The organism is Ornithinimicrobium avium (assembly GCF_003351765.1).
In the GTDB taxonomy this organism is placed as follows: Bacteria; Actinomycetota; Actinomycetes; order Actinomycetales; family Dermatophilaceae; genus Ornithinicoccus; species Ornithinicoccus avius.
Map to the genome: position 1 here is coordinate 3,525,268 of NZ_CP031229.1, position 24,356 is coordinate 3,549,623.

The window sequence follows — 24,356 nt, forward strand, 5'->3', positions numbered from 1 at the left end:
CGGTCATGCGCGAGGATGGGGTCATGACGACGTCGTCCCCGCCCCTGCCGATGACCGTCCCGCTGCCCGGGATGCCCGAGCGCGTGACGATCTACGAGGTCGGGCCGCGCGACGGTCTGCAGAACGAGAAGACCGTCGTCCCCGTCGAGGTCAAGGCGCAGTTCGTCCGGCGGCTGCTGGACGCCGGCCTGGACACCGTGGAGCTGACCAGCTTCGTGGCGCGCGACTGGGTGCCCCAGCTGGGGGACGCGGAGGACCTGCTCGACCTGCTCGGGCCGCTGGGCACCGGTCGCAACCGCCCGGTCCTGGTGCCCAACGAACGGGGTCTGGACCGGGCTCTGGACAAGGGGGTCTCGGCGGTCGCGATCTTCGGCAGCGCGACCGAGAGCTTCGCCCGCGCCAACCTCAACCGGTCGGTGGCCGAGACGGTCGAGATGTTCTCGGCGGTCGTCAAGCGGGCCCTCGACGCAGGAGCGTGGGTGCGCGCCTACGTGTCGATGAGCTTCGGCGACCCCTGGGAGGGGCCGGTCCCGGTGCGGCAGGTCGTCGACACCTCCCTGCGGCTGATGGACCTGGGCTGCGACCAGCTCTCCATCGGCGACACGATCGGGGTCGCGACCGCCGGGCACGTGGTGCAGCTGCTCGAGGCGCTCGACGAGGCCGGCATCGGACCCGACCAGTGCGCCGTGCACTTCCACGACACCTACGGGCAGGCGCTCTCCAACACGCTCACCGCGCTGCAGCACGGTGTCCGGGTCGTCGACGCCTCGACCGGCGGCCTGGGCGGCTGCCCGTTCGCCAGGTCGGCCACCGGCAACCTGGCGACCGAGGACCTCGTGTGGGCCCTCGACGGGCTGGGGGTCGAGCACGGCGTCGACCTGACGGCTCTCGTCCAGACGAGCAGCTGGATGGCCGAGCAGCTCGGCCGGCCGGCACCCTCCCGCGTCGTCCGCGCGCTCGCCGGCTCCTGACCGCGTCCCGGCGCCGCCCGAGGGCGGTCACGAGCAGGAGCGCGGTGCGACATACGCTGTCGCTCATGCAGACCGGTATCGACCGAGCCCATCTCGACACGTCCGTGCGGCCCCAGGACGACCTCTTCGCCCACGTCAACGGGACCTGGCTGGCGACCGCGCAGATCCCGCCGGACCGGGCCCGCTACGGGTCCTTCGACATGCTGCGCGAGAACGCCGAGGCGGCCGTGCGTGCCCTGATCGAGCGGGCCGCCGAGCAGCAGCCGGCCCTCGAGACCCCCGCCGGCAAGGTCGGGGCGCTCTACGCCAGCTTCACGGACACCGAGCGCGTCGCGGCGGCCGGCCTCACGCCGCTCGTCGAGCCGCTGCGGCGGGTCGGGGGAGCAAGCACCAGCTCCGACGTCGTGCGGGTCGCGGCGGAGCAGGAGCGCGAGGGCGTCGACGGGCTGGTGCACGCCTGGATCACCGCGGACGCGGGCAGCCCGGAGGACTACATCGTCTACCTGCACCAGGGCGGCATCGGCCTGCCCGACGAGGCCTACTACACCGACGAGGAGCACGCCGGCGTCCGCGAGGCCTACCGCGCCTACCTCGGCCGGCTGCTCGAGCTCGCGCAGCCGGCCCTGGCCGAGGCGGGCCTGGACCTGGGCGAGGACGCGGTCGGGCGGCTCTACGCCCTCGAGGAGCGGATCGCCGCCGCGCACTGGGACCGGGTCGCCGCGCGCGACGCCGTCGCCTCCTACACCCGGCTGACCCGCGAGGAGCTGGCCGCGCGCACCCCAGGGTGGGACTGGGACGCCTGGGCCGAGGGGCTGCAGGTGCCCGATGCCGCCCGGGCCGCCGTCGTCGCCCGCCAGCCGGACGTCCTGACCGCCGTCGGTGCCGCGCTGGCCGAGGTGCCGGTGGCGGACTGGCGCACCTGGCTGACCGTCCGCCTGCTCGACGGGCTGGCGCCCTACCTGACCGACGACCTGGTCGAGGCGCACTTCGACTTCCACGGCCGCACGCTCAGCGGCACCCCGACGAACAAGGAACGGTGGAAGCGCGGCGTGGCCCTGGTCGAGCAGCTGCTCGGCGAGGCCGCCGGCCAGATGTACGTCGAGGAGCACTTCCCGCCGCAGGCGGAGGAGCGGATGGCCGAGCTCGTCGCCAACGTCACCGAGGCGTTCCGGCGGCGGATCGGCGAGCTGGAGTGGATGGGCCCGGAGACCCGGGCGCGCGCGCTGGAGAAGCTGGCCGCCTTCCGGCCCAAGATCGGCCACCCGCCCACCTTCCGGGACTACACGGCATACCGGCTCGACCCGCAGGACCTGGTCGGCAACGTGCGGCGCGGGTCGGCCTTCGAGACCGACCGGCAGCTGGCCAAGGTCGGCACGCCGATCGACCGCGACGAGTGGCTGATGACGCCGCAGACGGTCAACGCCTACTACCACCCGATGCTCAACGAGATCGTCTTCCCGGCCGCGATCCTCCAGCCGCCGTTCTTCACGGTGGACGCCGACGACGCCGTCAACTACGGCGGGATCGGGGCGGTCATCGCGCACGAGATCGGGCACGGCTTCGACGACCAGGGCAGCCGCTACGCCGGCGACGGGTCGCTGACCGACTGGTGGACGGAGGAGGACCGCGCGCGCTTCGACGAGCGCAGCAACCGGCTGGTCGAGCAGTTCGGCACCCTCTCGCCCCGGGACATCCCCGGCGGGCAGGCCAGGGTCAACGGCGGCCTGACCGTCGGCGAGAACATCGGCGACCTGTGCGGCCTGGAGCTGGCGCACCTGGCCTACGCGATCGCCACCGACGGCGCCGCCCCGGAGCTGGAGGGCTGGACCGGCGAGCAGCGCTTCTTCCTGGGCTGGGGCGCGGTCTGGCGCACGGTCTCCCGCGAGGAGGAGGCCCGCCGGCTGCTCTCGGTCGACCCGCACGCCCCGGCCGACCTGCGGGCCAACACCGTGCGCAACGTCGACGCCTTCCACGAGGCGTTCGGCACCGTCGAGGGCGACGGCCTGTGGCTGGCGCCCGAGGAGCGGGTGCGGATCTTCTAGCTTCCTCGTCCCGCGCGGTGATCGTGCGGCGAGCCTGCGCCCGGCACGACCAGATGGTCGTGCCGGGCGCAGGCGTCTCTCGCGGGTCTCCTCCGCGGGCTCTAGCCGAGCGCCTCGAGCAGCGCCGGCAGCACCTCGTGCATGTCGCCCACGACCGCGTAGTCGGCCTTGGTCATCATCGGGGCCTCGGCGTCGGTGTTGATCGCGATGATCGTCTTCGACGAGGAGCAGCCCGCCCAGTGCTGGATGGCGCCGCTGATCCCGCACGCGATGTAGACGTCCGGGGCGATCCGGCTGCCCGTCTGGCCCACCTGCTCGTGGTGCGGGCGCCAGCCCAGGCTGGTGACCGCCCGCGAGACGCCCACGGCACCGCCGAGCCGCTGGGCCAGGGCGTCCACGTCGGAGAAGCCGTCCGCGCTGCCGGCGCCTCGGCCGGCGCCGACGACGACCCGGGCCGCGGACAGGTCGGCGGAGGAGTCGCCGCCCCCGCGCGCCTGGACCTGCTTGACCTGGGCCCGCAGGTCGGCGGCCGAGACCCCGGCCGTGAACGGGCGGTGCTCGGCCGCGCCCGGGGCCGCGGCCGCCGAGGCCTCGACCGCGTGGCCGGCCATCGTCAGCACTGCGGGGCTGGCGTCCAGGCGCATCTGCTCGCGGACGGCGCCCCCGGCGACCTGCCGCTCGACCTCCAACGGGTCGGTGGAGGTGACCGAGAGGACGTTCGCCGCCATCGGCAGGTCGCGCCGCGCGGCGAGGTGGGCGAGCACCTCGGTGCCCCGCTCGGTTCCGCCGGCGAGCACGATACCCGCGCCGGACGCCTCCAGGCTGCGCTCGAGGGCGGTGGCCCAGGCGGCCGCGGCATAGCTCTCCAGCTCGGCGTCGGTCGCCTCGTGGACGACCGCCACACCCTGCTCGCGACAGTCGGCGAGGACGGCCTCGTCGACCCGGCCCAGCATCAGGGCCTGCACCTGCCCGGCCAGCGGCCGGGCGAAGGTCAGCGCCTCCCTGGACACCAGGTGCACCCGGCCCTCGTCGGGCTCGATCAGCACCAGCACCACGTTGCTCATGACAGCACTCCGATCTTGCGCAGGACCTCGACGACGGCCGGTGCGGCACCGGGTCCCTCGCCGAGCACGGTGACCTTGTTGGGCGTCGGGGGAGGCAGGCTCAGCCCCAGCGTCCCGCTGCCCCGCGGCGTGACCTCCGGGGTCACCGCCTCGACCGGGGCCTTCTTGGCGCGCATGCGCCCCCTGATGCTGGGGTAGCGCGGGTCGACGCCGCCCTCCAGCACCGTCGCCACCGCAGGCAGCCCGACCTCGTAGGTCTCGGTGCCCGCGGCCGAGCCGACGTGCAGGGTGGCCACGCCGTCGCTCACCGCGATCTGCTGGACGCCGGCGACCACCGGTCGGTCCAGCAGGTAGGCGAGCCGGATGCCGACCTGGAAGCTGCCCGTGTCGGCCGCGTCGTTGCCGACGAGGACGAGGTCGTATGCGGTGCCGCTGGCCGCCCGTGCGCGGACCACCTCGGCGATGGCGGCCGCGACGTCGGTGGGCCCGAAGGCCGAGGAGTCGGCCTCGACGTGCACGGCGTCGTCAGCGCCGACGGCGAGGGCGTCGCGCAGCTGCTCGACGGCGTCGTCGTCGCCGAGGGTCAGGACGGTGACCGAGCCGCCGGACTCCTCCACCAGGCTCACCGCGATCTCGACCGCGGCGGTCTCGTGGGGGCTCATCGCGTAGCCGGAGTAGCGGCCGTCCAGGCCGGTGCCGTCGGCGTTGAGCACCACCTCTCCGGTCACGTCGGCCGCGCGCTTGACGCAGACCAGGACGTTGATGCTGGCCATCTTCAGTACATTCCCTTCAGGCGTGCGTTCTCGGGGTCGAACAGCGGGGTCGCGTCCACGGACCCCACCGTCACCGGGTAGAGCTCCTCCATGTAGGACACGGCGAGCTGGTTGCCCACCTGCGCCTGGTCCGGCGGGAGGTAGGCCATCAGGACGTGCTTGCCCAGGCTGGGAGCCGAGGCGGCGGTCGTGACGTAGGGGTGGCGCCCGTGACCGTCGGTCAGGGTGCCGCCGTCCAGGGTCAGGATGGGCTCGCCACCGAGCATGTAGCGCTTGACGCCGCTGGCCGAGGTGTGGTCGTCGACGGTGAGCGTGCACAGGACGGTCCTGGGCTCCTCCCCGGCCTGCGCCTGCAGCGCCTCCTTGCCGATGAAGTCGGCGTCCTTGAGCCGGGCGCGGGACATGCCGGCCTCGGCGGGGGTGCGCTCGGTGTCGAGCTCGGTGCCGAAGGCCCGGTAGCCCTTCTCGACCCGGCCGCTGGCGGTGTAGACGCCGATGCCGGCGGGGACGACCCCGAGCGGCCTGCCGGCCTCGAGCAGCGTGTCCCACAGGGCGGCGCCCAGCTCCATCGGCACGTGCAGCTCCCAGCCGTGCTCGCCGACGTAGGAGATCCGGGAGGCCAGGACAGGGAGGTTGCCGACCTCGATCTCCTGGCAGGTGCCGAAGCGGAAGGCCCCGGGGGAGACGTCGGTCCGGGTGAGGGACCCCAGCACGGCGGCGGCCTGCGGGCCCCACAGGCCGATGGTGCTCACCGCGGAGGTGAGGTCGACGCAGACCGCGCCCTCCGGCATACGGTCCCCGAACCACTTCAGGTCGAGCATGCCGTGCGCGCCGCCGGTGACCACGCGGAAGCGGTCGTGGGCCAGACGCATGACGGTGAGGTCGGAGCGGAAGACGCCGCGCTCGTCGAGCACCGGGGTGTAGACGACCTTGCCGACCGGCACGTCGACCTTGGCGACGACGACCCGCTCCACGCCCTCCAGGGCGCGGGGGCCGATGACGTCGAACATGGCGAAGGCCGTGAGGTCGATGATCGCGCCGGCCTCGCGCATCTGCAGGTGCTCGGCGTTGATGATCGGCGACCACCAGCGGGCGTCCCACTCGTGCTCGCGCGGCATCACCGCGTCGCCGAACTTCTCCACCAGCGGTGCGTTGGACTCGTACCACTGCGGGCGCTCCCAGCCGGCCGCCTCGAAGAAGACCGCACCGAGCTCCTTCTGGGAGGCGTGCATGGGGGCGAGCCGGGCGGGCCGGGAGCCGGTCCACTGCTCGGAGGGGTGGACGATGCCGTAGGTCTTGATGAAGCCCTCGCCGGTGCGCGACCTCACGTGGGCACGCGTGCGCTGGTGGGGGTAGAAGCGCGCGATGTCGGAGTGGTGCAGGTCGATCTCCGGCGTGCCGTGGGTCATCCACTCGGCGACCGCGCGGCCCATGCCGGGGCCCTCCTTGATCCAGACGGCGGCGGCGGACCACAGCCCCTTGACCTCGGGGGTCTCGCCGACGACCGGGAAGCCGTCGGGGGTGAGCGAGAGCAGCCCGTTGATGGCGTAGCGCATCTCGGCCTTCTCGTCGCCCAGCAGCTCGGGCATCAGCTCCAGGGCCTGCTCGAGCTGGAGGTCGAAGTCCTCCTGGGTGAAGGGCATCTCGGTGGGGGAGAGCTTGGCCTGCTCGTTGGAGGGGATCTCGTCCACGTCGTGCAGGATCGCGCGGTGGCCGTAGGACCCGACCTCCATGTCCGAGCCGTGCTGACGCTCGTAGCAGAAGGTGTCCATGTCGCGGACGATGGGGAAGGAGATCTCGCCGGGCTTCTCCGCCAGCGGGGCGCAGGGGCCGACCGAGATCATCTGGTGCACGGCCGGGGTGAGCGGGATCTTCGCGCCGGCCATCTGCGCCAGCTTGGGGCTCCACACGCCGCAGGCGATGACGACCGTGTCGGCCGCGATCGAGCCGGCGGTGGTCTCGACCCCGCGGACGTGACCGTCCACGACGGTCAGGTCCGTGACCTCGACGCCGGCGACGACGGTGAGCGCGTCCTTCTCCATGGCGCGCTCCCGCATGATCGTGCCGGCACGCAGGGAGTCCACCACGCCGACCGAGGGTGTGTAGAAGCCGCCGATGATGACCGAGGGGTCGAGGAAGGGCACGAGCTCGGCCACCTCCTCCGGCGTGACGAGCCGGGACTCGACCCCCAGGGCCCGGGAGGAGGACATGCGGCGCCGCAGCTCCTCCATCCGCTCCTCGGTCCGGGCGACCTCGATGCCGCCCGACTCGGTGAAGACGCCCATCTCCTTGTACTGCCGCACCGAGTCCAGGGTGATGTCCGCGATCTCGCGGGTGTGGTCGACGGGGAAGATGAAGTTGGAGGCGTGGCCCGTGGAGCCGCCCGGGTTGGGCAGCGGGCCCTTGTCGAGCTGGACGATGTCGGTCCAGCCCAGTTCCGCCAGGTGGTGGACGAGGGAGTTCCCCACGATTCCGGCACCGATCACGACGACCGATGCACGCTCGGGCAGCTCAGCCATTGAACGCTCCTTCTCTTCTGCGGTGAAGACTGATGTTGCGTGAAACGCAACCTGTGTGCGCATGACGCAACACTGACGATGATGGCGGAGTTTCCCGGAAAGCGCAAGGGGTCGGCCGAAGACAGGTGCTGGAGGGCACCGTGGTGGTGGTGGGGCGCACGCGCGGACCCGCGCCCGGGCGGGTGCAGCCGGTCGGACGCGCCGGGGCCGGTGGGTCAGGCCGGGGCCGTGTCCACCTGGCGCCACCCCATCCGGGCCGAGACGTCCTCCGCGGCCTCCAGCAGCAGGGGCAGGATCTCGGCGACGCGCTCCTCGCCCATCCGGTAGGTCGGTCCGGAGACGCTGAGCGAGGCGCAGATCACCCCGTGCAGGTTGCGGACGGGCGCGGCAACGGCGGTCAGGCCGACGTCGAGCTCGTCGGTGACGACCGTGTAGCCGCGGCTGCGGGCCAGCGCGAGGTCCGCCCGCAGCGCGTCCAGGTCCGTGACGGTCCGCGGCGTGAACCGCGCCGGCTCTCCCACCAGGCCGACCAGCTCGGCGTCGGAGAGCTCGCAGAGCAGCATCTTGCCGTTGGAGGTGGCGTGGAGCGGGGCGTGCTGCCCGACCCAGTTGTAGTTGGGCGAGGCCGCACCGGGCGCCACCACCTGGTCGACATAGAGCGCTGCGTCGCGGCCCAGGACGACGAGGTTGACCGTCTCCTGCGTGCGGGTGGCGAGGAGGCGGGCGGCGGGCCTGGCCTCCTGCACGACGTCGAGCCGGGCGCCGGCGGCGCCGGCGAGGCGCATCAGCCCGGGGCCGAGCTGGAGCCTGCCGGTCCGGTCCGGCGTGACCAGGTCGCGACCCTCCAGCGTCGACACCAACCGGCTCACGGTGCTCTTGTGCACCCCGATCTCCGCCGCGAGCTCGGTGACCCCGAGCGTCCCGTGGCGGGCGAGCAGTTCGAGGACGGCCATCGCACGGTCCACCGACTGCACCGCACCGGTCGGCGACGGGGGGCGGGGATGACTACGAGCGACACCGTTGCGCATGGTGCAACGATAACCCGGGGGCGGTGCGGGGCCGTCCCGGGCCCGGGGTGCAGGTCAGTCGCCGAGCTCGCGGCGCCGACGGGTCACGAAGTCCTGCAGCTCGGCCCGGACCGCGTCGTCCATCGGTGGCGCCTCGAAGGACTCCAGCCGCTCGGCGCAGATCGTCGAGGCGCGCGCGGACGTGTCGGGCGCGCCCTTGCCCGTCCACCGCTCGAAGTTGTCCGAGGACGACAGGAACGGGCGGTAGAAGCAGGTGCGGAAGCGCTCCAGGGTGTGGGCCGCGCCGAGGAAGTGGCCGCCGTGACCGACCTCGACGTGGGCGTCGAAGGCCAGCGAGGCCTCGTCGATCTCCAGCGGCGCGAACTGGGCCTGGAGCATCTCCTGGATCTGCACGTCCATGACGAACTTCTCGTAACCGGCGACCAGCCCGCCCTCGAGCCATCCGGCGCTGTGCATGACGAAGTTGGTGCCTGCCAGGAAGGTCGGCATCATCGTCATCATCGCCTCGTAGCCGGCCTGGCCGTCGGCCACCTGGGAGGAGGTCAGGCCGCCGCCGGTGCGGAAGGGCAGGCCGAGGTGCCGGGCGATCTGGCCGGTCGCGAGCAGCCCGATCGCCGACTCCGGCGTGCCGAAGGTGGGCGAGCCGCTCTGCATGTCGATCGTGGACAGGAAGGAGCCGAAGATCACGGGGCAGCCGGGCCGGATCAGCTGGGCCAGGGCCACCCCGGAGAGGGTCTCGGCGATCTGCTGGACCAGCGTGGCGGGGATGGTGACCGGAGACATGGCCCCCATCAGCAGGAAGGGGGTGAGCACCACGGCCTGGTTGGCCTCGCAGTACTCGAACATCGCCTCCAGCATCCGCTCGTCCCAGCGCATCGGCGAGTTGACGCTGATGATCGAGATCGAGGACGGGGTCCTCTCGATCGACTCGCGACCGCCGAAGACGATCTCGCTCATCGCGATCGTGTCGCGGGCGTTCTGGCCGGAGATGACGTTGCCCATGAAGAACTTGTCGGTCTCGGTCAGCAGCGCGAAGACCATGTCGAGGTGGCGGCTGTCCAGCGGCCGGTCGTTGGGCTCCAGGACGACGCCGCCGGCGGAGTCGAGGACGTCGAAGGACTGGGACAGCCGCGCGAAGTTGACGAAGTCGTCCAGCGTCCCGTCCCGGCGCACGTCCCCCTGGCGCACGAACGGCGGGCCGTAGACCGCGGCGAAGGTCATGTGGTCGCCGCCGATGTGCACCGAGCGCTCCGGGTTGCGCGCCTGCACGTCGAACTCCCGGGGTGCCAGCGCCACCTGCTCCAGGACGAACTCCGGGTCGAAGAAGACCGTCTCGCCCTCGACCCGCTGGCCGGCCCTGCGAAAGATCTCCAGGGCGCGCTCGGAGGAGAACTCCACCCCCACCTCGCTGATGAGCCGCCGCCAGCCGCGGTCGAGCTGATCCATGGCCTCGGCGGAGAGGATCTCGTAGCGGGGCATGTGGTTGACGAACATGGCGACCTCCAGACGTTGACGAGCCGACGCGACGGGGCTTAGCATCACATCGTGGGAACACACTCCCACAATGTGGTTTCGGAGGGAAGCCTCCCGACCGAACGGCGGTGACCAGATGGCGAGCAGCGGGACCCAGGCGATCGACCGGGCGGCCGACCTGCTCTCGCGCGTCGTCCAGCATGCGGGGACGCCCACCGCCACCGAGCTGACGGCCGAGACCGGCTACGCCCGCTCGACCACCTCCCGGTTGCTCTCGGCGCTGGAGCGCAATCACCTGCTGCGGCGCGAGGAGGAGGGCGGCTGGGCGCCGGGGGCGCTCTTCGAGCAGTACGCCGCGCAGTGGGACGTGCGGGGACGCCTGGTGCGCCTCGCGGCCCCGGTCATGGCGGCGCTGAGCGAGGAGACCGGCGAGACGATCAACCTCGGCGTGGGCCTGGGCGACACGGTGGTCCAGATCGCCCAGGTCGACTCGATCTACCTGCTGGGCAGCCGGGACTGGGTCGGAGTCGACCTGCCCGCGCACACCTCGTCGCTGGGCAAGATGCTCTACGCCCACGGCGTGATCGACCGACCGGCGGGCGCGCTGGAGCAGCTCACCCCGCGCACCGTGGGCAGCTGGGAAGAGCTGGCGGCCGGCTTCCGCGAGATCCGCACCCGGGGCTGGGCGAGCACCGTCGACGAGCTCGAGGTCGGGCTCACCGGGATCGCCGCCCCCGTCTACGTCGACGGCAGGGTCGTCGCCGGTCTGGGGCTGTCCGGTCCCAGCACCCGGCTGGCGCACCGCATACCTGCCGTCGGAGCAGTGGTGGCGGCGCACGCCGCCGACCTCTCGGCACGACTCAGCACCTCCGCGAGAAAGGTCCGACATGACGCCGGATGAGATCCTCCAGGGTCTGTACGACAACACCCTCGTCGGGAACGGCCCCGCCGTCCTCGACCTGACCGACCAGGGCCTGAGCGCCGGGATGCAGCCCGGCACGCTGCTCTTCGACGCCCTCATCCCCGCGCTCGAGGAGGTCGGGGCCCGCTTCGAGCGGGGCGACTTCTTCGTCCCCGAGATGCTCATCGCCGGCAAGGCGATGGCCGGCTCGATGGAGGTGCTCCGGCCGCTGCTGGCCGACACCGGCGTGGAGACCGTGGGCAAGTTCGTCATGGGCACCGTGAAGGGTGACGTGCACGACATCGGAAAGAACCTGGTCAACATCATGCTCGAGGGCGCCGGGTTCGAGGTGATCGACCTCGGCGTGCAGGTGGCGCCGGAGACCTTCCTGGCGGCCATCGAGAAGCACCAGCCCGACATCGTCGGGTTCTCCGCCTTCCTCACCACCACCATGCCGATGTTCAAGGCCAACATGAACGCCCTGGAGAAGTCCGGGATGCGCGGCGACGTCCTGGTCATGGTCGGCGGCGCCCCCGTGACCCAGGAGTACGCCGACGTGGTCGGTGCCGACGGCTACGCCGCCGACGCCTCGGCCGCGGTCAAGAAGGCCAAGGCGCTCATGCGGGCCAAGAGGGCTCCGGTGCCCGCATGAGCCCGGTCGAGCCCCGGCGCACGGTCCTGCGCTCGGCCACCCGCGAGGTGGTGCTCGGCGCCGACCAGCCCTTCTGCGTCATCGGCGAGCGGATCAACCCCACCGGGCGCAAGGTGTTCCAGGAGCAGCTGCGCGCGGGCGACCTGTCCGCGATCGAGAAGGACGTGGCCGCCCAGGTCGCCGGCGGCGCCGACGTCCTCGACGTCAACATGGGCGTGCCGCTCACCGACGAGGCCGAGCTGCTGGAGAAGGCGGTCCTGCTCGTCCAGTCGCTGACCGACCTGCCGCTGTGCATCGACTCCTCGGTCGTCGAGGCCCTCGAGGCCGGGCTGGCCGCCTACCAGGGGCGGGCGCTGGTCAACTCGGTGACCGCCGAGGACGAGCGCCTCGAGCAGATCCTGCCGCTGGTCAAGAAGTACGACGCGGCGGTGATCGCGCTGCCCAACGACGCCGACGAGATCCCGATGGAGGCCGGCAAGCGGATCGAGCTGGTCGCCAAGATCGTGCGGGTGGCGACGGAGGAGTACGGCATACCCCTGGAGGACATCGTCATCGATCCGCTGGCGATGCCGATCGGCGCGGACGGCAGCGTGGGGCGCAGCGCGCTGGAGACCCTGTCCGTGGTCCGGGACCGCTGGGGCCTGAACACCACCTGCGGCGCCTCCAACGTCTCCTTCGGGATGCCGGGCCGGCCCACGATCGGCGCGACCTGGCTCCCGATGGCGATGACCGCCGGGCTGACCAGCGCGATCATGGACTCGCGCACCCGGCAGGTGGTGGACGCGGTCCGGGCGGCCGACGTGCTGCTGGGCCACGACGAGTGGGGTATGCGGTGGATCTCCGCCCACCGCGCGCGGCGGGCCGCCGAGCAGGCGGCCGAGCAGGCCGCCGCCGACCAGGTGCGCGCCGTCCAGGACGCGGTCGGCTAGATGAGCGCCGCGGAGGAGGAGCTGGAGCAGACGGGACCCGCCCGCGTCTCGCTGCTGTTCTCGCCCGCCGGGCGTGAGTTCCGGGTGCCCCCGGACGTCAGCGTCTTCGACGCGGCGAGCTGGAACGGCATCGCGATCGACTCCACCTGCGGCGGTCACGGCACCTGCCGCAAGTGCAAGGTGCAGCTCACCGCGGGCACCTCGCCGGTCACCCCCTCCGACGAGCGGGCCTTCACGCCCGAGGAGCTCGCCGGCGGCTGGCGGCTGGCGTGCCTGGTGCGCACCGTCACCGACCTGGAGATCACGGTGCCGCCGCTGGTCACCCGGCCCAAGGCCGCCACGGTCGGCGTCGGGCGCCAGGTCATCCTGCGACCCGGCGTGCAGAAGCGCTACCTCGAGCTCACCGAGCCGACCCTGGCCGACCAGCGCACCGACCTGGTGCGCGTGCTCGACGCCATCGACGACCTGGAGCCCACCCCCGACCTGCACGTGCTGCGACGGCTGCCGACCGTGCTCCGGGAGGCGGACTACAAGGTCACGGCCGTGGTGGTCGACGAGACGCTCATCGACGTGGAGGCCGGCGACACCACCGGCCGGCGCTTCGCCATCGCCTACGACCTCGGCACGACCACGGTCGTGGCGACGCTGCTCGACCTGGGCACCGGCACCCCGGTCGCCGTGTCCTCGGTGCTCAACCAGCAGCAGCCCTACGGCGGTGACGTCATCAGCCGGATCAGCGCCACGATGATGGACCCCGAGGCGGCCGGCCGGCTGCGCGAGCTCGCCCACGCCACGCTGCGCGACCTGGCGCAGGAGGTCTGCCTCGAGGGCGGCGTCGCGCCCGAGGAGGTCTACCAGGTGGCGCTGGCGGGCAACGCCACGATGACGGCGCTGGTCCTCGGGGTGGACCCCGAGCCGCTGGGCGTCGCCCCCTTCGTCATGTCCACCGCCGGCTGGCCCCCGGTGCCCGCGGCCGAGCTCGGCCTGACGCTGCACCCCGGCGCCCGCGCCACCCTCTTCCCCGCGCTCGGTGCCTACGTCGGCGGCGACGTCGTGGCCGGGATGCTGGCCTCGGGCATGGACCGGGACAGCCGCGTCCGGCTCTTCATCGACGTCGGCACCAACTGCGAGATCGCCCTCGCCGACGGGGAGCGCATCGTCGCGACCGCGGCGCCCGCCGGGCCCGCCTTCGAGGGCGGGTCGATCCGCTGCGGCATGCGCGCCGCCGAGGGAGCCGTCGAGGTGGTCCGGCTCACGCCGGACGGGCAGGCGGAGGACGCGGTCGCGCTGGAGGTCATCGGCGACGTCGAGCCTCGCGGCCTGTGCGGCTCCGGCCTGGTCGACGCCGTCGCCGAGCTGGTCCGGGTGCGCCTGATGGACGCCAGCGGCCGGTTCGTGACCGAGGAGGCCGCCGCCGAGATCGCGCCCGCGCTGGCCGACCGGCTCTCCACGGTCGGGCTGGAGCGGGTCTTCGTGCTCCACCGGCCCGCCCCGGACGCCCGCCCCGAGGACGGCGTCTACCTGTCCCAGCGCGACGTGCGCGAGCTGCAGTTCGCCAAGGCCGCGATCTCGACCGGCTGGTCCCTCCTGCTCGAGGAGCTCGGCCTGGCCGAGGGCGACGTGCAGCAGGTCCTGCTCGCCGGCTCCTTCGGCAGCTATCTGTCCGCCTCCTCCGCGGTGCGGATCGGGCTGGTGCCCAAGCTGCCGGTGCTCCGGGTCGTCTCGGCGGGCAACGTGGCCGGGGAGGGCGCCAAGATGGTGCTGCTCAGCTCGCGCGAGCGGGCCGGGGCCGATGCGCTGCTGGAGGAGGTGCGCTATGTCGAGCTCTCCGACCGTCCCGACTTCAACGATGCCTTCGTCGAGCGGCTTCCCTTCCCGGTCTGAGCCGGCCCCCGGGCGGGTCGCGCTCGTGGCGTGCGGCGCGCTGGCGCAGCCGGCCGCGGAGGTGAGCGCACGGCATACCCCGCCCCTGCCGGTGGACGTGCACCCGCTGCCGCCTCTGCTGCACAACCGGCCCCAGGAGATCGCCGGGGCGGTGGAGCGGCTGGTGGACGAGCTCGAGGGCCGCTACGAGCGGGTCGTCATCGGCTACGCCGACTGCGGCACCTACGGTGCCCTGGACGAGCTGTGCGCGCGGCGTGGGCTGCGGCGGCTGCCCGGCCTGCACTGCTACGACCTCTACGCCGGCCGGGAACGGATGCGCCAGATGATGGAGGAGCAGCCGGGCACCTACGTGCTGACCGACTTCCTCGTGCGGTCCTTCGACCGGACCGTGCTGCGCGAGCTGGGCCTGGACCGGCACCCGGAGCTGCGCGAGGACTACTTCGCCCACTACTCGCGCGTCGTGTGGCTGGCGCAGGACCGGTCCGAGGAGCTCACCGCCCTCGCCGAGCGGGCCGCCGGACACCTCGGCCTGCCGCTGGAGGTCGTCCCGGTCGGACACGTCGGGCTGGAGCGAGCCCTGGTCGACCTGCTGGCCGAACCGGCCGCGTCGGGGGTGGCGTCATGAGCGGCGCCGTCGACCTGGCCGTCAGGCGGCTGCTGGAGGGCGCCCGCTACGAGGTGCTCCCGACGGCCAGCATCCACGACCAGGTCCTCGAGCACGTGCCCACCTCGGTGACCGTCTCGGTGACCGCCTCGCCGGGCAAGAGGCTGGGCGCGACGCTGGACCTGAGCGCGAGCCTCGCCACGGCTGGCTACGACGTGGTGCCGCACCTGGCGGCGCGGATGGTCAGCGGCCGTGCCGAGCTGGTGGACATCGTCGAGCAGCTGCGCGAGCTCGGTGTGCGGCGGGTGTTCGTGCCCGCCGGCGACGCCCAGGTGCCCGTCGGTGACTACGTCCAGGCCCTCGACCTGCTGCACGACCTGCGCGACATGGGCGACCCGTTCCCTGAGGTGAGCATCACCGGCTACCCCGAGGCGCACCCGTTCATCGAGGACGACGTGGTCGTCCAGGCGATGTGGGACAAGAGGCTGCACGCCACCCACGTCGTGTCCAACATGACCTTCGACCCCGAGATCCTCGCCGCGTGGGTGCACCGGATCCGGCGTCGCGGCGTGAACCTGCCGCTGCTCGCGGGCGTGCCGGGGCCGGTCGAGCGCACCAAGCTGCTGGCGATGGGCACCAAGATCGGCGTGGGTGACTCCCTGCGGTTCCTGCGCAAGCAGCGCAAGGTGATGACCCGTGTGGTGGGCAGCGGCTTCAGCACCGACCGGTTCGTGACCAGCGTGGCTGGTCTGGCGGCCGACCCCGCGATGGGCGTGGCCGGCCTGCACGTCTACACGTTCAACCAGGTCGGGGTCGTCGAGGCGTGGCGCCGCGCGGCGCTCAGCCACGAGGCCCGGGGGGCGCACGGCCGGTCGGCAGCGCGGGGCTGAGCGCGGCCACCGCCGTTCCGCACGGACCAGCCCCGCAGCGGGCGAGTGCCCCGCTTCCGTCGATGGTCTTCGCGCTCGGCCGACGGAAGCGGGGCACTCGCAGCAGGAGGCTCCACGCTGAGGGGTGCCCCGGGCCGGCACCTACTCGGCCGGGCGGACCCGCGTCACCCGGTGGAGCAGGAAGCTGCGGACCGCGTCGCTGTCGCCGACCGTGGCGCGCACCCGTCCGGCCTCCACCGACTCCGGACGCACCAGCTGGGTGGTGATGCCGCCGACGTCGTCGGCGTAGCCGATCCACACCGGGCCGCCCGAAGCAGCGGCCTCGCGCAGGACGGCCGAGACCACGACCGGGTCGCTGTACCAGCCGGACCCGCCGACGTCGGCGTCCCGGGCGCCGTCCCCGCGGCGCAGCAGCGCGACGACCTGGCGGGCGACCCTCGCATCGACGGTGCTGACCCGCAGCGGGGAGGGGGGCCGGGCCGTCGTGCGCCGCGCCGAGGGCGACGCCAGCGCGAGCGCACCGTCGGGACCGTCGGCGACCGGGCCGTACTGCTCCTCGCGCAGCACGTCCATGACGGTGGCCGCCGGCACCGCGGAGACGAGGACCGTCGGGGCGATCCGGCGCAGCTGGAGCAGGCCCAGGCCGCGGTCCAGCTCCATCCGGTCCAGCAGCGCCGCGTCGTCGGAGCGCAGGTAGGCCGCGCACGAGCCGACCCGGGCGCGCCCGTGCCGGCGGGCGACGTCGCGCACGAGGTAGTCCAGCGGCTGCGGCACCGGGGTGCGGGAGGCCGCGGCCAGCTCGGTGAGGACGCGGTCGGCGGTCCAGCCCAGGTCGAGGGCGCGTCGCACGCTCGTCTCGCTGAACCGGTGCACGGTCGCCCCGCCGCGCGATTCCACGTCGCTGACCAGGTGCATGAGCGCACGGAGGTGGCCGTCCAGGCGTCCGGGCGCGACCGCGGTGAGGTCGGCCTGCAGCAGCACCTGGTCGACGGCCGGCGGCACGAGCGGGTCCATCAGGTCCGCGGCCGCCTCCTCGGCGTCCACCCCGTCGCCGCTCGCCCCCACGAGGAGACGACCGGGGGAGGACAGCGCGCCCCGCCCGGTCACCGCCGCCCACTCCGCCTCGCGCAGCGCCACGTCGAGGCCGGTGCCGTGCTCCGCGGTGGCCCGGGAGGTGCGCAGCGGGTGGCGCCAGCGCAGCAGCGCCTCCAGGCCGTCCTGGGTCGGGGCGGCGCCCGCGGGGAGCGTGGCCAGCACCCGCAGCGCGTCCTGTCGGCGCACCCGCGCGAGGGGGTATGACGTACTCGTGGACAGGGCGTTGACCCGCCCGCCCTCGTGCGTCCCGACCAGGCTCGGTGCGGCCGGCGTCGTCCACCACGCATGGGCGAGCCGGGCCCAGCGCTCGCCGGCGCTCGCGGCCAGCCAGTCGTCGGCGAGGGTCGTGGGCACCCAGGCCGCGTCCTCGCCGCGGCTCCCGTCGTCGGCGGCGACCAGCCCGGCGGCCAGCGCGGTCTCCAGCAGCCAGGCGGTCTGCTCGGTCCCGGCCTCGAGGTGGGCCGCGAGACGGTCCAGGTCGCGGACGGCGAGCCCACCGGTGCGCAGGATCCGGGGCGGTCGGGCGCCCCAGCGGTCGAGCACCTCGTTGACGAGGGCGACGAGGTCCGCGGCCCGTCCGCCGGCGGCCGCGTCCACGGCGGCAGGGTCGAGGACGGCGTGCTCCACCTCAGGCGGTTCGGAGGCCGGGTGCCGGTGCAGGTGGCCACCGCGCAGCGCCAACGCCACGCGTCGGGGGAGCTGGACATGGGTGTCGTCGACGCGGGTGAGCAGCCCGTCCCGGACCAGCTCCGCGCCGGCGTGCGCCACGCCGCCCGCCGCCCCGGTCCCGCTGGTCGCCGGCAGGCCGAGCTCGCCCACGGGTGGCCCCCAGGTCAGCGCGTCCAGCACCCTGCGGCGGTCCGCGCCGAGCCCGGCCAGGGCCTCCTCCAGCGCGTCGCCCACCGGGCCGTCGTCACCGTCGTCGGGCGCGAGCCCGGCCGGGTCGCCGACGAGCTCGGCCACGGGGCGGGCGGGACGCACGCCCTCCGGGGCCCGCCAGCACAGCGCGAGGGCCACGAGCCGCTCGACGAGCTCCTCGGCGCGGTCGCCGGTGGTGCCGAGCAGCCTCGCCACCTCCTCCACCTCCGCCGGTGCGGCGACGACCACCGCCTCCAGCGCCTGCAGGTGGGCCAGGTCCAGCGACTCCAGGGCGCGTCGGATGCTGCTGCGCGTCGTGGCCCGGGCGGCGAGTGCGGTGAGGTCGGAAGGTGCCGGGCGGGCCAGGTCGGGACGGGCCTGCAGCAGCGCCGCGAGCTCGTCGTCCTCGCGCGCCCTCAGGTCGTCGGCCAGCGACCTCACGTCGCGGCCCCCAGCCGTGCTCCCGTCACCCGTAGAGCGCCTCGTAGACGCGCTCGAACCGCTGGAAACGCTCCGTGTAGTAGGGCCGCCGGTTGTAGTCGGGGGTGAGGGCCTTGCCGCGCTCGGGACGGGCCCGGCGCACGTCCGGCGCCAGGGTCTCCAGCGCGAGCAGCGCGGTGCCGTGCAGCGTGGTGCGCTTGATCCGCACCGGCGTCACCGGCGTGCGCATCGCGTCGGCCATCACCTGCAGCAGCTCGGGGTGGTCGGTGGTGACGCTGCCGCCGGCGAAGAGCCGTTCCGGCTGCGGGGCGGCCTCGCGCAGCTGGCTGACGATCCGGGCGTAGGCCAGCGCGATCCCCTCCACCACGCCGCGGTAGACCTCGACCGGCGCCGAGGCCAGGCTCACCCCGGTGATGACGGCGCGTGCGCCGGAGGCCCACCCGGTGCTGCGCTCGCCGGTGAAGAAGGGCAGGACCAGCGGCGTCGTCTCGTGCGGCTCGGCCAGCAGCGCCGCGGAGAGCACCTCCGGCTCGACCTGGTCCACCGCCAGCGTCACGTCGGCCCAGGCCAGCGCCCGCCCGACGTCGTTGAGCGCGCCGCCGAGCAGCGACCGGTCGTGGGAGACGCGGTAGCACCACAGCCCGGGCGGCAGCTCCTCGGGCATCTCCCGGACCAGGACCCGCAACGCCCCGGAGGTCGCGCAGGAGGCGCCGATCGCGGTCTCGTCGTAGGCACCCAGGCCGACGTTGGCAGCCAGCCCGTCGGTGATGGGGGCGAACCAGCTGGCCCCCTCGAGAGCCGGCCAGCGCGCGGCGATCTCGGCCGCCCGCCCCGCCTCCATCTCCAGCGGGTCGTCGAGGTGGTGGATCGGGGGAGCTGGTCGGGGGTGATGCCGCAGATCTCGACCAGCTCGGGGTACCAGGTGGCGGTGTGCCGGTCGACCATCCCGGTCCACGACGCCGTGGACGTGCCCGTGCCCAGCGTGCCGGTCAGCCGGTGCAGCACGTAGTCGCCGAGGGAGAGGTAGTGGGCCGCGCCGGCGACCACCTCCGGCCGCTGGTCGGCCAGCCAGCGCAGCCGCGCCGGCCAGTAGCTGACATGCACCCGCGTGCCGGTGCGCTGCTGCAGCGCCTCGTCGTCCAGCTCCTCGCGCAGCGCGGCGATCTGCTTGCGGCACCGGCTGTCGGCATAGGTGAAGCACGGCGTGAGCGGTGCGCCGTCGGCGCCCACGACGACCATCGAGGAGGCGAAGGTGTCCATCGCCACCCCCGCGACCGTGCGCTCGCCGAGGGTCTCGGTGAGCCGGTCCACGATCGTGGTGATCTCCTCGACGACCTGGTCGGGGTCGATCTCGGAGGTGCCGTCCGTGGCGGTGGTGAACGAGTGCGCCACCTTGGCCCGGCGGCCGACCGGCCGCCCGAGCGCGTCGTAGAGCGCGCCCCTGCTGGCGGTGGAACCCACGTCGAGCGCCAGGACGAGGGGGTCCACGGCGTCCTGCAGCTCGATGTCGAAGTCGGCGGCCATAGGGGCACCACTCTACGGGTCGTCCACGGGTCACCGCCCGGGCGCGGGCCCGTGCGAGGATCGGGCGCGTGCACCCCTCCACCGCCCTGGCCGAGGTCCTCGTCGACGAGCTCGTGCGCGGCGGCGTGCGCGAGGCCGTGCTCTGCCCCGGGTCGCGCTCGGCGCCGCTGGCCTACGCGCTCGAGGCCGCCGACCGGGGCGGGCGGCTCCGGCTGCACGTGCGGATCGACGAGCGCTCCGCCGGGTTCCTCGCCCTCGGGATGGCGCGCACCTCCGGTGCGGCGGTGCCCGTGGTCACGACGTCGGGGACGGCGGTGGCCAACCTCCACCCGGCCGTGCTCGAGGCGCACCACAGCGGCACGCCCCTCGTGGTGCTCTCCGCCGACCGGCCCGCCGAGCTGCGTGGGACCGGCGCCAACCAGACGACCACGCAGCCCGGCGTCTTCGCCGGGGCGGTGCGGTGGGAGGCCGACCTGCCGGCGCCGGAGACCGTCACCGGGTCCGCCAACGCCTACTGGCGCTCCACGGTATGCCGCGCGCTGGCCGCCGCGTCCGGCTTCCCGTGGTCGTGGGGCGGGCCGGTCCACCTCAACGTCTCCTTCCGCGACCCGCTGGCTCCCGAGGTCGACGGCACGGGGGCGGCACCCGCCGGTCGCGACGGCGGTGGGCCCTGGACGCAGACCGTGCGCCGGCCGGGGCACGCACCGGTGGTGGGCGCCGGCGTGGAGCCGGGGGCGCGCACCGCCGTGCTGCTGGGCGACCTGCCCGACCCGGCGCTGACCCGCCGGACGCTGGCCTGGGCGGCCGGCGCGGGCTGGCCGGTGCTCGCCGAGCCGTTCGGGGTCCTGCCGGCGGGGGAGACCGTCGTGCCGCACGGTGTGCTGCTGGCCGGCCGCGTGGCGCGGGGGGAGCTGGCCGGACTCGTGCCCGAACGCGTCGTGGTGGTGGGCCGGCTCACGCTCTTCCGCGAGCTGGGCGCCCTGATGCGACGGCCCGACATGGTGGTCGAGCACGTGTCGGGGACGCCGCAGTGGACCGACCCGGCCCACGTCGTGCACCGGGTCCATCCGCTGGAGGTGCTCAGGGATGTGCCGGAGCCGGACGCCGGCTCGAGCGACTGGGTCGGCTCGTGGACCGGGGCCGGCCGCGCGCTCGGTCCGGCGGTGCGCGCCGCCGTGGGGCTCGACGGCGCGGACCCGACGGGCGACGCCGACGCGGCAGGCAGCGGTCCGACCGGGCCGGGGGTGGCCGCCACCGTGGCCGCCGCGCTGGGCCGGCACGACCTGCTGGTGCTCGGCTCATCCAACGCCCCGCGCGACCTGGCCGTGGTGCTGGACCTCGACCCGGCGGCGGCCCCCACCTGCCGGGTGGTCTCCTCGCGCGGACTGGCCGGCATCGACGGCACCGTGTCCACCGCCGTCGGCGCAGCGCTGGCCGTGCAGGGCGGCGGTCGCGCGCAGCACCGTGTCGTCGCGCTCCTCGGCGACCTCACCTTCCTGCACGACACGAACGGGTTGCTCATCGGGCCCACCGAGCCGCGACCCGACCTGACCGTGGTGGTCGTCAACGACGACGGGGGAGGCATCTTCTCCACCCTCGAGTACGGCGACCCGGCCCGGTCTGCGACACCTGCCGCGGCGGCGGCTACCGAGCGGGTCTTCGGCACGCCGCACGGCACCGACCTGGCCGCCCTGTGCACGGCGCACGGTGTGGACCACTCCCGGGCGTCGTCGCTGCGGGAGCTGGCTGACCTGCTCGCCGCGCCGGTCGCCGGCATCCGGGTGATCGAGGTGCCGGTGGACCGTTCCGGGCACCGTCGGGTGCGCGACCTGCTGGCCTGACCGGGGTGGGCCGGCCGCAAGTGTCAGCAAACTCACAGACAGGACCCATGCGCATCACAGCGCGCGCCGCCAGACTGGGAAGGCATCTGGTCCGTGCGCCGGAATCCTGCCGAGCGCACGGACGTTCCCTGTCATGAGCGTGGCCGTCGGCGACGCTCCACGAGCGAAGGAAGAAGGTGGGACGTCATGCAGAGGCGCAAGCGGTACGTGGAGATCGAAGAGGACACCGGAGCTCTGCTGCGGTACTTCCGCCACCCCCTCGGCGACGGACTGGTCGAGGAGACCGCCAGCGTCGACCCCACGGCCTACGTCGACCGGTCCGCCTACGTGGACCCCGGCGCGCACGTCGAGGCGGGTGCCCGGATCCGCGGTGGTGCCTGGGTCGACCGCGGGGCCACGGTGATGGTCGGCTGCACCGTCGGCAGCGTGGCGCACGTCGGCTGCCGGGCGGTGCTCGGCCGCGGCGTGCAGGTCGGGGCCCGCGCCAAGATCGGCGCCGGCGCCCGGGTCCACGACGGTGTCCGGATCGACCCGGACGTCGTGGTCCCGGAGGGTGCCGTCGTCGGCGGCGGTCGCCCGGAGGGCACCGAAGCAGCCTGACGGACGGGCGCACCCGGACCGGGCGAGTGACCCGGTTCGGTCGCCCGCCCGTGGGCGGGACCGCCGCTAGCGGGGCGAGTGGCCCGGTTCGGTCGATCGGGCTCGCGTCACCGCGCCGAGGCCACCTGGTCCTGGTCAGCTTTCGAGGAGGCCGAGCGCGTGCCGCATCGCGGTGAGCTTGACCTCGGTCTCGGCCAGCTCGGCGTCGGGGTCGGAGGCGGCCACGATGCCGCCGCCGGCGAAGATGCGCATCGACCCGCGGTCGGGGGCGAGCTCGCCGCAGCGCAGCGCGATGCACCAGTCCCCGTCGCCGTCGCCGTCGAGCCAGCCCACCGGGCCGCTGTAGCGGCCACGGTCCATCCCCTCCAGCTCGGTGATGACCGCCGCCGCCTTCTCGGTCGGCGTGCCGCACACCGCGGCGGAGGGGTGCAGGGCTGCCGCCAGGCTCAGGGACGTGGCGCCGTCCGCGCGCCGGCCGGTCAGGTCGGTAGCCAGGTGGTAGACGTCCGGCAGCTCCAGGACGTAGGGCGTGGCCGGCACCTGCAGCTCGGTGCAGTGCGGGGCCAGCGCCTCGGCCACCGACCGCACCGCGTAGGCGTGCTCCTCCAGGTCCTTCTCGCTGCTCACCAGGCGCAGCCGCGGGTCGACGGGGTGCTCATGGCTCACCTGCGGGGCGGCGTGCTGGGGGTGCGCGCCGCGCCGGATCGTGCCGGCCAGCACCCGCGAGCGCACCCGCCCGTCCTGGAGGCGGACGAGCATCTCGGGGGTGGCGCCGAGGAGTCCGTCGACCGCGAAGGTCCAGGTCGCGGCATACCGGCGCTCGAGACGCTCGAGGACGGGAGCGACCCGCACCGCGTGCCCCTCGCGGTGGCGCACCCGGACGTCGCGGGCGAGGACGACCTTGTCCACCTCGCCGGCCTCGATCCGCCCGACCGCCCGGCCGACGACCTCCGGCCACCGGGCCGCGGGGACGGTGCCCTCGGTCTCGACGAGCGGGTCGAGCTCCCCGAGGCGGGGGTTGGTGCGGGCCAGCATCTGCGCCGGGTGGTCGCTGGGCCACGGCTCGTCGTCGACGACGACGCGGGTCACCCACGCCATCCCGTCGCGGCGGCCGATGAGCACCCGCGGGACGGTCAGGACCGAGCGGTCCGCCGAGCCCGGCGCGAAGGCGAAGGACCCGAAGGCGACCAGCCCGCTGCCGGCCACCCGCACGCCGTCCTCGACCTCGGCGACCGTCCGCAACCGGTCCCACCAGGCCTCGGCCTGCGCGAAGCGGTCGGGTCCGTGGGTGCGCACCAGGGCGGCGCGGCCCCAGCCGACCATCCCGTCGCCCTCCCGCAACCAGGTCACGACGTCGCGGGGGTCGACCTCGTCAGGGATCCGGGCGAGCAGGTCGCCGGTGACGTCGACGGCCTCGGAACGCACGCGTATGCGGCCGGGCAGCTCGGCGCCGGCGGCAGGATCAAGGGACGGCACGGGGACCAACTGTATGCCGGGATGGGAGGATGGACGCCATGAGCCCGTCGCGCGCCAGCCTGGAGAAGAAGCCGCGCGAGGTCGCCGAGATGTTCGACGACGTCGCGCGGCGCTACGACCTGACCAACATGGTGCTGACCGGGGGGATCGACCACCTGTGGCGGCGCGCCGTCGTCCGGGCCGTCGACGCCTCGCCGGGGGAGCGCGTGCTCGACATCGCGGCGGGCACCGGCACCTCGAGCGAGCCCTACGCCGACCGCGGCGTCGACGTGGTGCCGGCCGACTTCTCCCTGGGGATGCTGCGGGAGGGCTACCGGCGTCGCCCGGACCTGCCGTTCACCGCCGCGGACGCCACGGCGCTTCCCTTCGCCGACGGATCCTTCGACGTGGTCACCATCAGCTTCGGTCTGCGCAACGTCGTCGACGTGGACGCGGCGCTCGGCGAGTTCCGCCGGGTCGTCCGTCCCGGTGGGCGCCTGGTGATCTGCGAGTTCTCGCGTCCGGTCGTGCCCGGGATGGCGAGCCTCTACGACCGGGTCGTCCTGCGCGCCCTGCCCGCGGTGGCCCGGAGGGTCAGCTCCAACCCCGACTCCTACGTCTACCTGACCGAGTCCATCCGGGCATGGCCGGGACAGCGCGAGCTGGCCCAGCGCATCCGGTCCGGCGGCTGGGAGCAGGTCAGGTGGCGCAACCTCACCGGCGGCATCGCCACCATCCACCACGCGACCGCGCCCGGTAGGCCCGGTCCGCTGAGCTGAGCGTCCCGCCGGGTGCCCCGGCGGTGCAGGAGG

20 protein-coding genes are annotated in these 24,356 nt (G+C 74.0%); 11 read left to right on the forward strand and 9 right to left on the reverse strand.

Annotated elements, in window-relative coordinates; genetic code table 11:
* The first annotated feature begins 23 nt into the window (after positions 1 to 23).
* Positions 24 to 971 carry a hydroxymethylglutaryl-CoA lyase gene (locus DV701_RS16225; RefSeq protein ID WP_228255088.1) on the forward strand — a complete coding sequence of 316 codons (948 nt, stop codon included), beginning with the start codon at positions 24 to 26 and terminating at the stop codon, positions 969 to 971.
* 65 nt (positions 972 to 1,036) lie between these two features.
* The gene (locus DV701_RS16230) at positions 1,037 to 3,013 is read left to right on the forward strand and encodes a M13 family metallopeptidase (RefSeq protein ID WP_114929837.1); all 1,977 of its coding nucleotides are present in this window, start codon (positions 1,037 to 1,039) and stop codon (positions 3,011 to 3,013) included.
* Between the two features lie 101 nt (positions 3,014 to 3,114).
* On the opposite strand, the gene DV701_RS16235 is transcribed toward DV701_RS16230, so the two are convergent.
* The 5 genes from DV701_RS16235 to DV701_RS16255 all read right to left on the reverse strand — a co-directional run bounded on the left by DV701_RS16235 (position 3,115) and on the right by DV701_RS16255 (position 9,936).
* Entirely contained in the window at positions 3,115 to 4,077 is a 963-nt protein-coding gene (locus DV701_RS16235; protein ID WP_114929839.1) for an electron transfer flavoprotein subunit alpha/FixB family protein, read from the reverse strand.
* A complete protein-coding gene (locus tag DV701_RS16240; RefSeq protein ID WP_114929841.1) occupies positions 4,074 to 4,850 on the reverse strand; it encodes an electron transfer flavoprotein subunit beta/FixA family protein in 777 nt (258 codons plus the stop codon). Before DV701_RS16240 ends, DV701_RS16235 begins: the two co-directional genes overlap by 4 nt.
* A 2-nt stretch (positions 4,851 to 4,852) precedes the next feature.
* The gene (locus DV701_RS16245) at positions 4,853 to 7,369 is read right to left on the reverse strand and encodes a GcvT family protein (protein WP_114929843.1); all 2,517 of its coding nucleotides are present in this window, start codon (positions 7,367 to 7,369) and stop codon (positions 4,853 to 4,855) included.
* A gap of 215 nt (positions 7,370 to 7,584) precedes the next feature.
* Positions 7,585 to 8,397 carry an IclR family transcriptional regulator gene (locus DV701_RS16250; RefSeq protein ID WP_114929845.1) on the reverse strand — a complete coding sequence of 271 codons (813 nt, stop codon included), beginning with the start codon at positions 8,395 to 8,397 and terminating at the stop codon, positions 7,585 to 7,587.
* A gap of 54 nt (positions 8,398 to 8,451) precedes the next feature.
* The gene (locus DV701_RS16255; RefSeq protein WP_114929847.1) at positions 8,452 to 9,936 is read right to left on the reverse strand and encodes a trimethylamine methyltransferase family protein; all 1,485 of its coding nucleotides are present in this window, start codon (positions 9,934 to 9,936) and stop codon (positions 8,452 to 8,454) included.
* A 25-nt stretch (positions 9,937 to 9,961) separates the two neighbouring features.
* On the opposite strand from DV701_RS16255, the gene DV701_RS16260 reads away from it, so the two are divergent.
* The 6 genes from DV701_RS16260 to DV701_RS16285 are packed head-to-tail and all read left to right on the forward strand — an operon-like array spanning position 9,962 to position 15,730.
* Positions 9,962 to 10,771, forward strand: a complete 810-nt coding sequence (locus DV701_RS16260) for an IclR family transcriptional regulator (protein WP_114929849.1) — start codon at positions 9,962 to 9,964, stop codon at positions 10,769 to 10,771.
* The gene (locus DV701_RS16265) at positions 10,758 to 11,423 is read left to right on the forward strand and encodes a corrinoid protein (protein WP_114929851.1); all 666 of its coding nucleotides are present in this window, start codon (positions 10,758 to 10,760) and stop codon (positions 11,421 to 11,423) included. Before DV701_RS16260 ends, DV701_RS16265 begins: the two co-directional genes overlap by 14 nt.
* Positions 11,420 to 12,352 (forward strand): dihydropteroate synthase, encoded by a 933-nt coding sequence (locus DV701_RS16270; RefSeq protein WP_114929853.1) that lies wholly within the window; start codon positions 11,420 to 11,422, stop codon positions 12,350 to 12,352. The genes DV701_RS16265 and DV701_RS16270 overlap by 4 nt, the downstream gene beginning before the upstream one ends.
* Positions 12,353 to 14,236, forward strand: coding sequence for an ASKHA domain-containing protein (locus DV701_RS16275; RefSeq protein WP_114929855.1), 1,884 nt, complete (start codon positions 12,353 to 12,355; stop codon positions 14,234 to 14,236).
* Positions 14,202 to 14,861 (forward strand): DUF1638 domain-containing protein, encoded by a 660-nt coding sequence (locus DV701_RS16280; RefSeq protein ID WP_114929857.1) that lies wholly within the window; start codon positions 14,202 to 14,204, stop codon positions 14,859 to 14,861. The genes DV701_RS16275 and DV701_RS16280 overlap by 35 nt, the downstream gene beginning before the upstream one ends.
* A complete protein-coding gene (locus tag DV701_RS16285) occupies positions 14,858 to 15,730 on the forward strand; it encodes a methylenetetrahydrofolate reductase (RefSeq protein ID WP_114929859.1) in 873 nt (290 codons plus the stop codon). The genes DV701_RS16280 and DV701_RS16285 overlap by 4 nt, the downstream gene beginning before the upstream one ends.
* 141 nt (positions 15,731 to 15,871) lie before the next feature.
* On the opposite strand, the gene DV701_RS16290 is transcribed toward DV701_RS16285, so the two are convergent.
* From DV701_RS16290 to DV701_RS18565, 3 genes are read right to left on the reverse strand one after another with little or no spacing between them, the layout of a single operon-like run.
* Positions 15,872 to 18,124: a helicase-associated domain-containing protein gene (locus tag DV701_RS16290; RefSeq protein WP_114929861.1), complete on the reverse strand. Its 2,253-nt coding sequence runs from the start codon at positions 18,122 to 18,124 to the stop codon at positions 15,872 to 15,874.
* A gap of 25 nt (positions 18,125 to 18,149) precedes the next feature.
* A complete protein-coding gene (locus DV701_RS18560; RefSeq protein ID WP_202863567.1) occupies positions 18,150 to 18,788 on the reverse strand; it encodes an FGGY-family carbohydrate kinase in 639 nt (212 codons plus the stop codon).
* On the reverse strand, positions 18,677 to 19,648 hold the full coding sequence (locus DV701_RS18565; RefSeq protein WP_202863568.1) for an FGGY family carbohydrate kinase: 972 nt from the start codon (positions 19,646 to 19,648) through the stop codon (positions 18,677 to 18,679). The genes DV701_RS18560 and DV701_RS18565 overlap by 112 nt, the downstream gene beginning before the upstream one ends.
* A 68-nt stretch (positions 19,649 to 19,716) precedes the next feature.
* On the opposite strand from DV701_RS18565, the gene menD reads away from it, so the two are divergent.
* Both menD and DV701_RS16305 read left to right on the forward strand, forming a co-directional pair.
* Positions 19,717 to 21,489 (forward strand): 2-succinyl-5-enolpyruvyl-6-hydroxy-3-cyclohexene-1-carboxylic-acid synthase, encoded by a 1,773-nt coding sequence (gene menD, locus DV701_RS16300; protein WP_114929863.1) that lies wholly within the window; start codon positions 19,717 to 19,719, stop codon positions 21,487 to 21,489.
* Between the two features lie 186 nt (positions 21,490 to 21,675).
* The gene (locus DV701_RS16305; protein WP_114929865.1) at positions 21,676 to 22,089 is read left to right on the forward strand and encodes a transferase; all 414 of its coding nucleotides are present in this window, start codon (positions 21,676 to 21,678) and stop codon (positions 22,087 to 22,089) included.
* Between the two features lie 135 nt (positions 22,090 to 22,224).
* Here DV701_RS16305 and DV701_RS16310 read toward each other — a convergent pair whose 3' ends face one another.
* Entirely contained in the window at positions 22,225 to 23,565 is a 1,341-nt protein-coding gene (locus tag DV701_RS16310) for an isochorismate synthase (protein ID WP_114929867.1), read from the reverse strand.
* A gap of 38 nt (positions 23,566 to 23,603) precedes the next feature.
* On the opposite strand from DV701_RS16310, the gene DV701_RS16315 reads away from it, so the two are divergent.
* A complete protein-coding gene (locus DV701_RS16315) occupies positions 23,604 to 24,323 on the forward strand; it encodes a demethylmenaquinone methyltransferase (RefSeq protein WP_114929869.1) in 720 nt (239 codons plus the stop codon).
* The last annotated feature ends 33 nt before the right edge of the window (positions 24,324 to 24,356 follow it).

What these genes read in the sequence shown, in the direction of transcription:
- DV701_RS16225 (WP_228255088.1), top strand. Translation starts at nt 24, where the DNA reads ATGACGACGTCGTCCCCGCCCCTGCCGATGACCGTCCCGCTGCCCGGG.
- DV701_RS16230 (WP_114929837.1), top strand. Translation starts at nt 1,037, where the DNA reads ATGCAGACCGGTATCGACCGAGCCCATCTCGACACGTCCGTGCGGCCC.
- DV701_RS16235 (WP_114929839.1), bottom strand. Translation starts at nt 4,077, where the DNA reads ATGAGCAACGTGGTGCTGGTGCTGATCGAGCCCGACGAGGGCCGGGTG.
- DV701_RS16240 (WP_114929841.1), bottom strand. Translation starts at nt 4,850, where the DNA reads ATGGCCAGCATCAACGTCCTGGTCTGCGTCAAGCGCGCGGCCGACGTG.
- DV701_RS16245 (WP_114929843.1), bottom strand. Translation starts at nt 7,369, where the DNA reads ATGGCTGAGCTGCCCGAGCGTGCATCGGTCGTCGTGATCGGTGCCGGA.
- DV701_RS16250 (WP_114929845.1), bottom strand. Translation starts at nt 8,397, where the DNA reads ATGCGCAACGGTGTCGCTCGTAGTCATCCCCGCCCCCCGTCGCCGACC.
- DV701_RS16255 (WP_114929847.1), bottom strand. Translation starts at nt 9,936, where the DNA reads ATGCTAAGCCCCGTCGCGTCGGCTCGTCAACGTCTGGAGGTCGCCATG.
- DV701_RS16260 (WP_114929849.1), top strand. Translation starts at nt 9,962, where the DNA reads ATGTGGTTTCGGAGGGAAGCCTCCCGACCGAACGGCGGTGACCAGATG.
- DV701_RS16265 (WP_114929851.1), top strand. Translation starts at nt 10,758, where the DNA reads ATGACGCCGGATGAGATCCTCCAGGGTCTGTACGACAACACCCTCGTC.
- DV701_RS16270 (WP_114929853.1), top strand. Translation starts at nt 11,420, where the DNA reads ATGAGCCCGGTCGAGCCCCGGCGCACGGTCCTGCGCTCGGCCACCCGC.
- DV701_RS16275 (WP_114929855.1), top strand. Translation starts at nt 12,353, where the DNA reads ATGAGCGCCGCGGAGGAGGAGCTGGAGCAGACGGGACCCGCCCGCGTC.
- DV701_RS16280 (WP_114929857.1), top strand. Translation starts at nt 14,202, where the DNA reads ATGCCTTCGTCGAGCGGCTTCCCTTCCCGGTCTGAGCCGGCCCCCGGG.
- DV701_RS16285 (WP_114929859.1), top strand. Translation starts at nt 14,858, where the DNA reads ATGAGCGGCGCCGTCGACCTGGCCGTCAGGCGGCTGCTGGAGGGCGCC.
- DV701_RS18560 (WP_202863567.1), bottom strand. Translation starts at nt 18,788, where the DNA reads ATGCCCGAGGAGCTGCCGCCCGGGCTGTGGTGCTACCGCGTCTCCCAC.
- DV701_RS18565 (WP_202863568.1), bottom strand. Translation starts at nt 19,648, where the DNA reads ATGGCCGCCGACTTCGACATCGAGCTGCAGGACGCCGTGGACCCCCTC.
- DV701_RS16305 (WP_114929865.1), top strand. Translation starts at nt 21,676, where the DNA reads ATGCAGAGGCGCAAGCGGTACGTGGAGATCGAAGAGGACACCGGAGCT.
- DV701_RS16315 (WP_114929869.1), top strand. Translation starts at nt 23,604, where the DNA reads ATGAGCCCGTCGCGCGCCAGCCTGGAGAAGAAGCCGCGCGAGGTCGCC.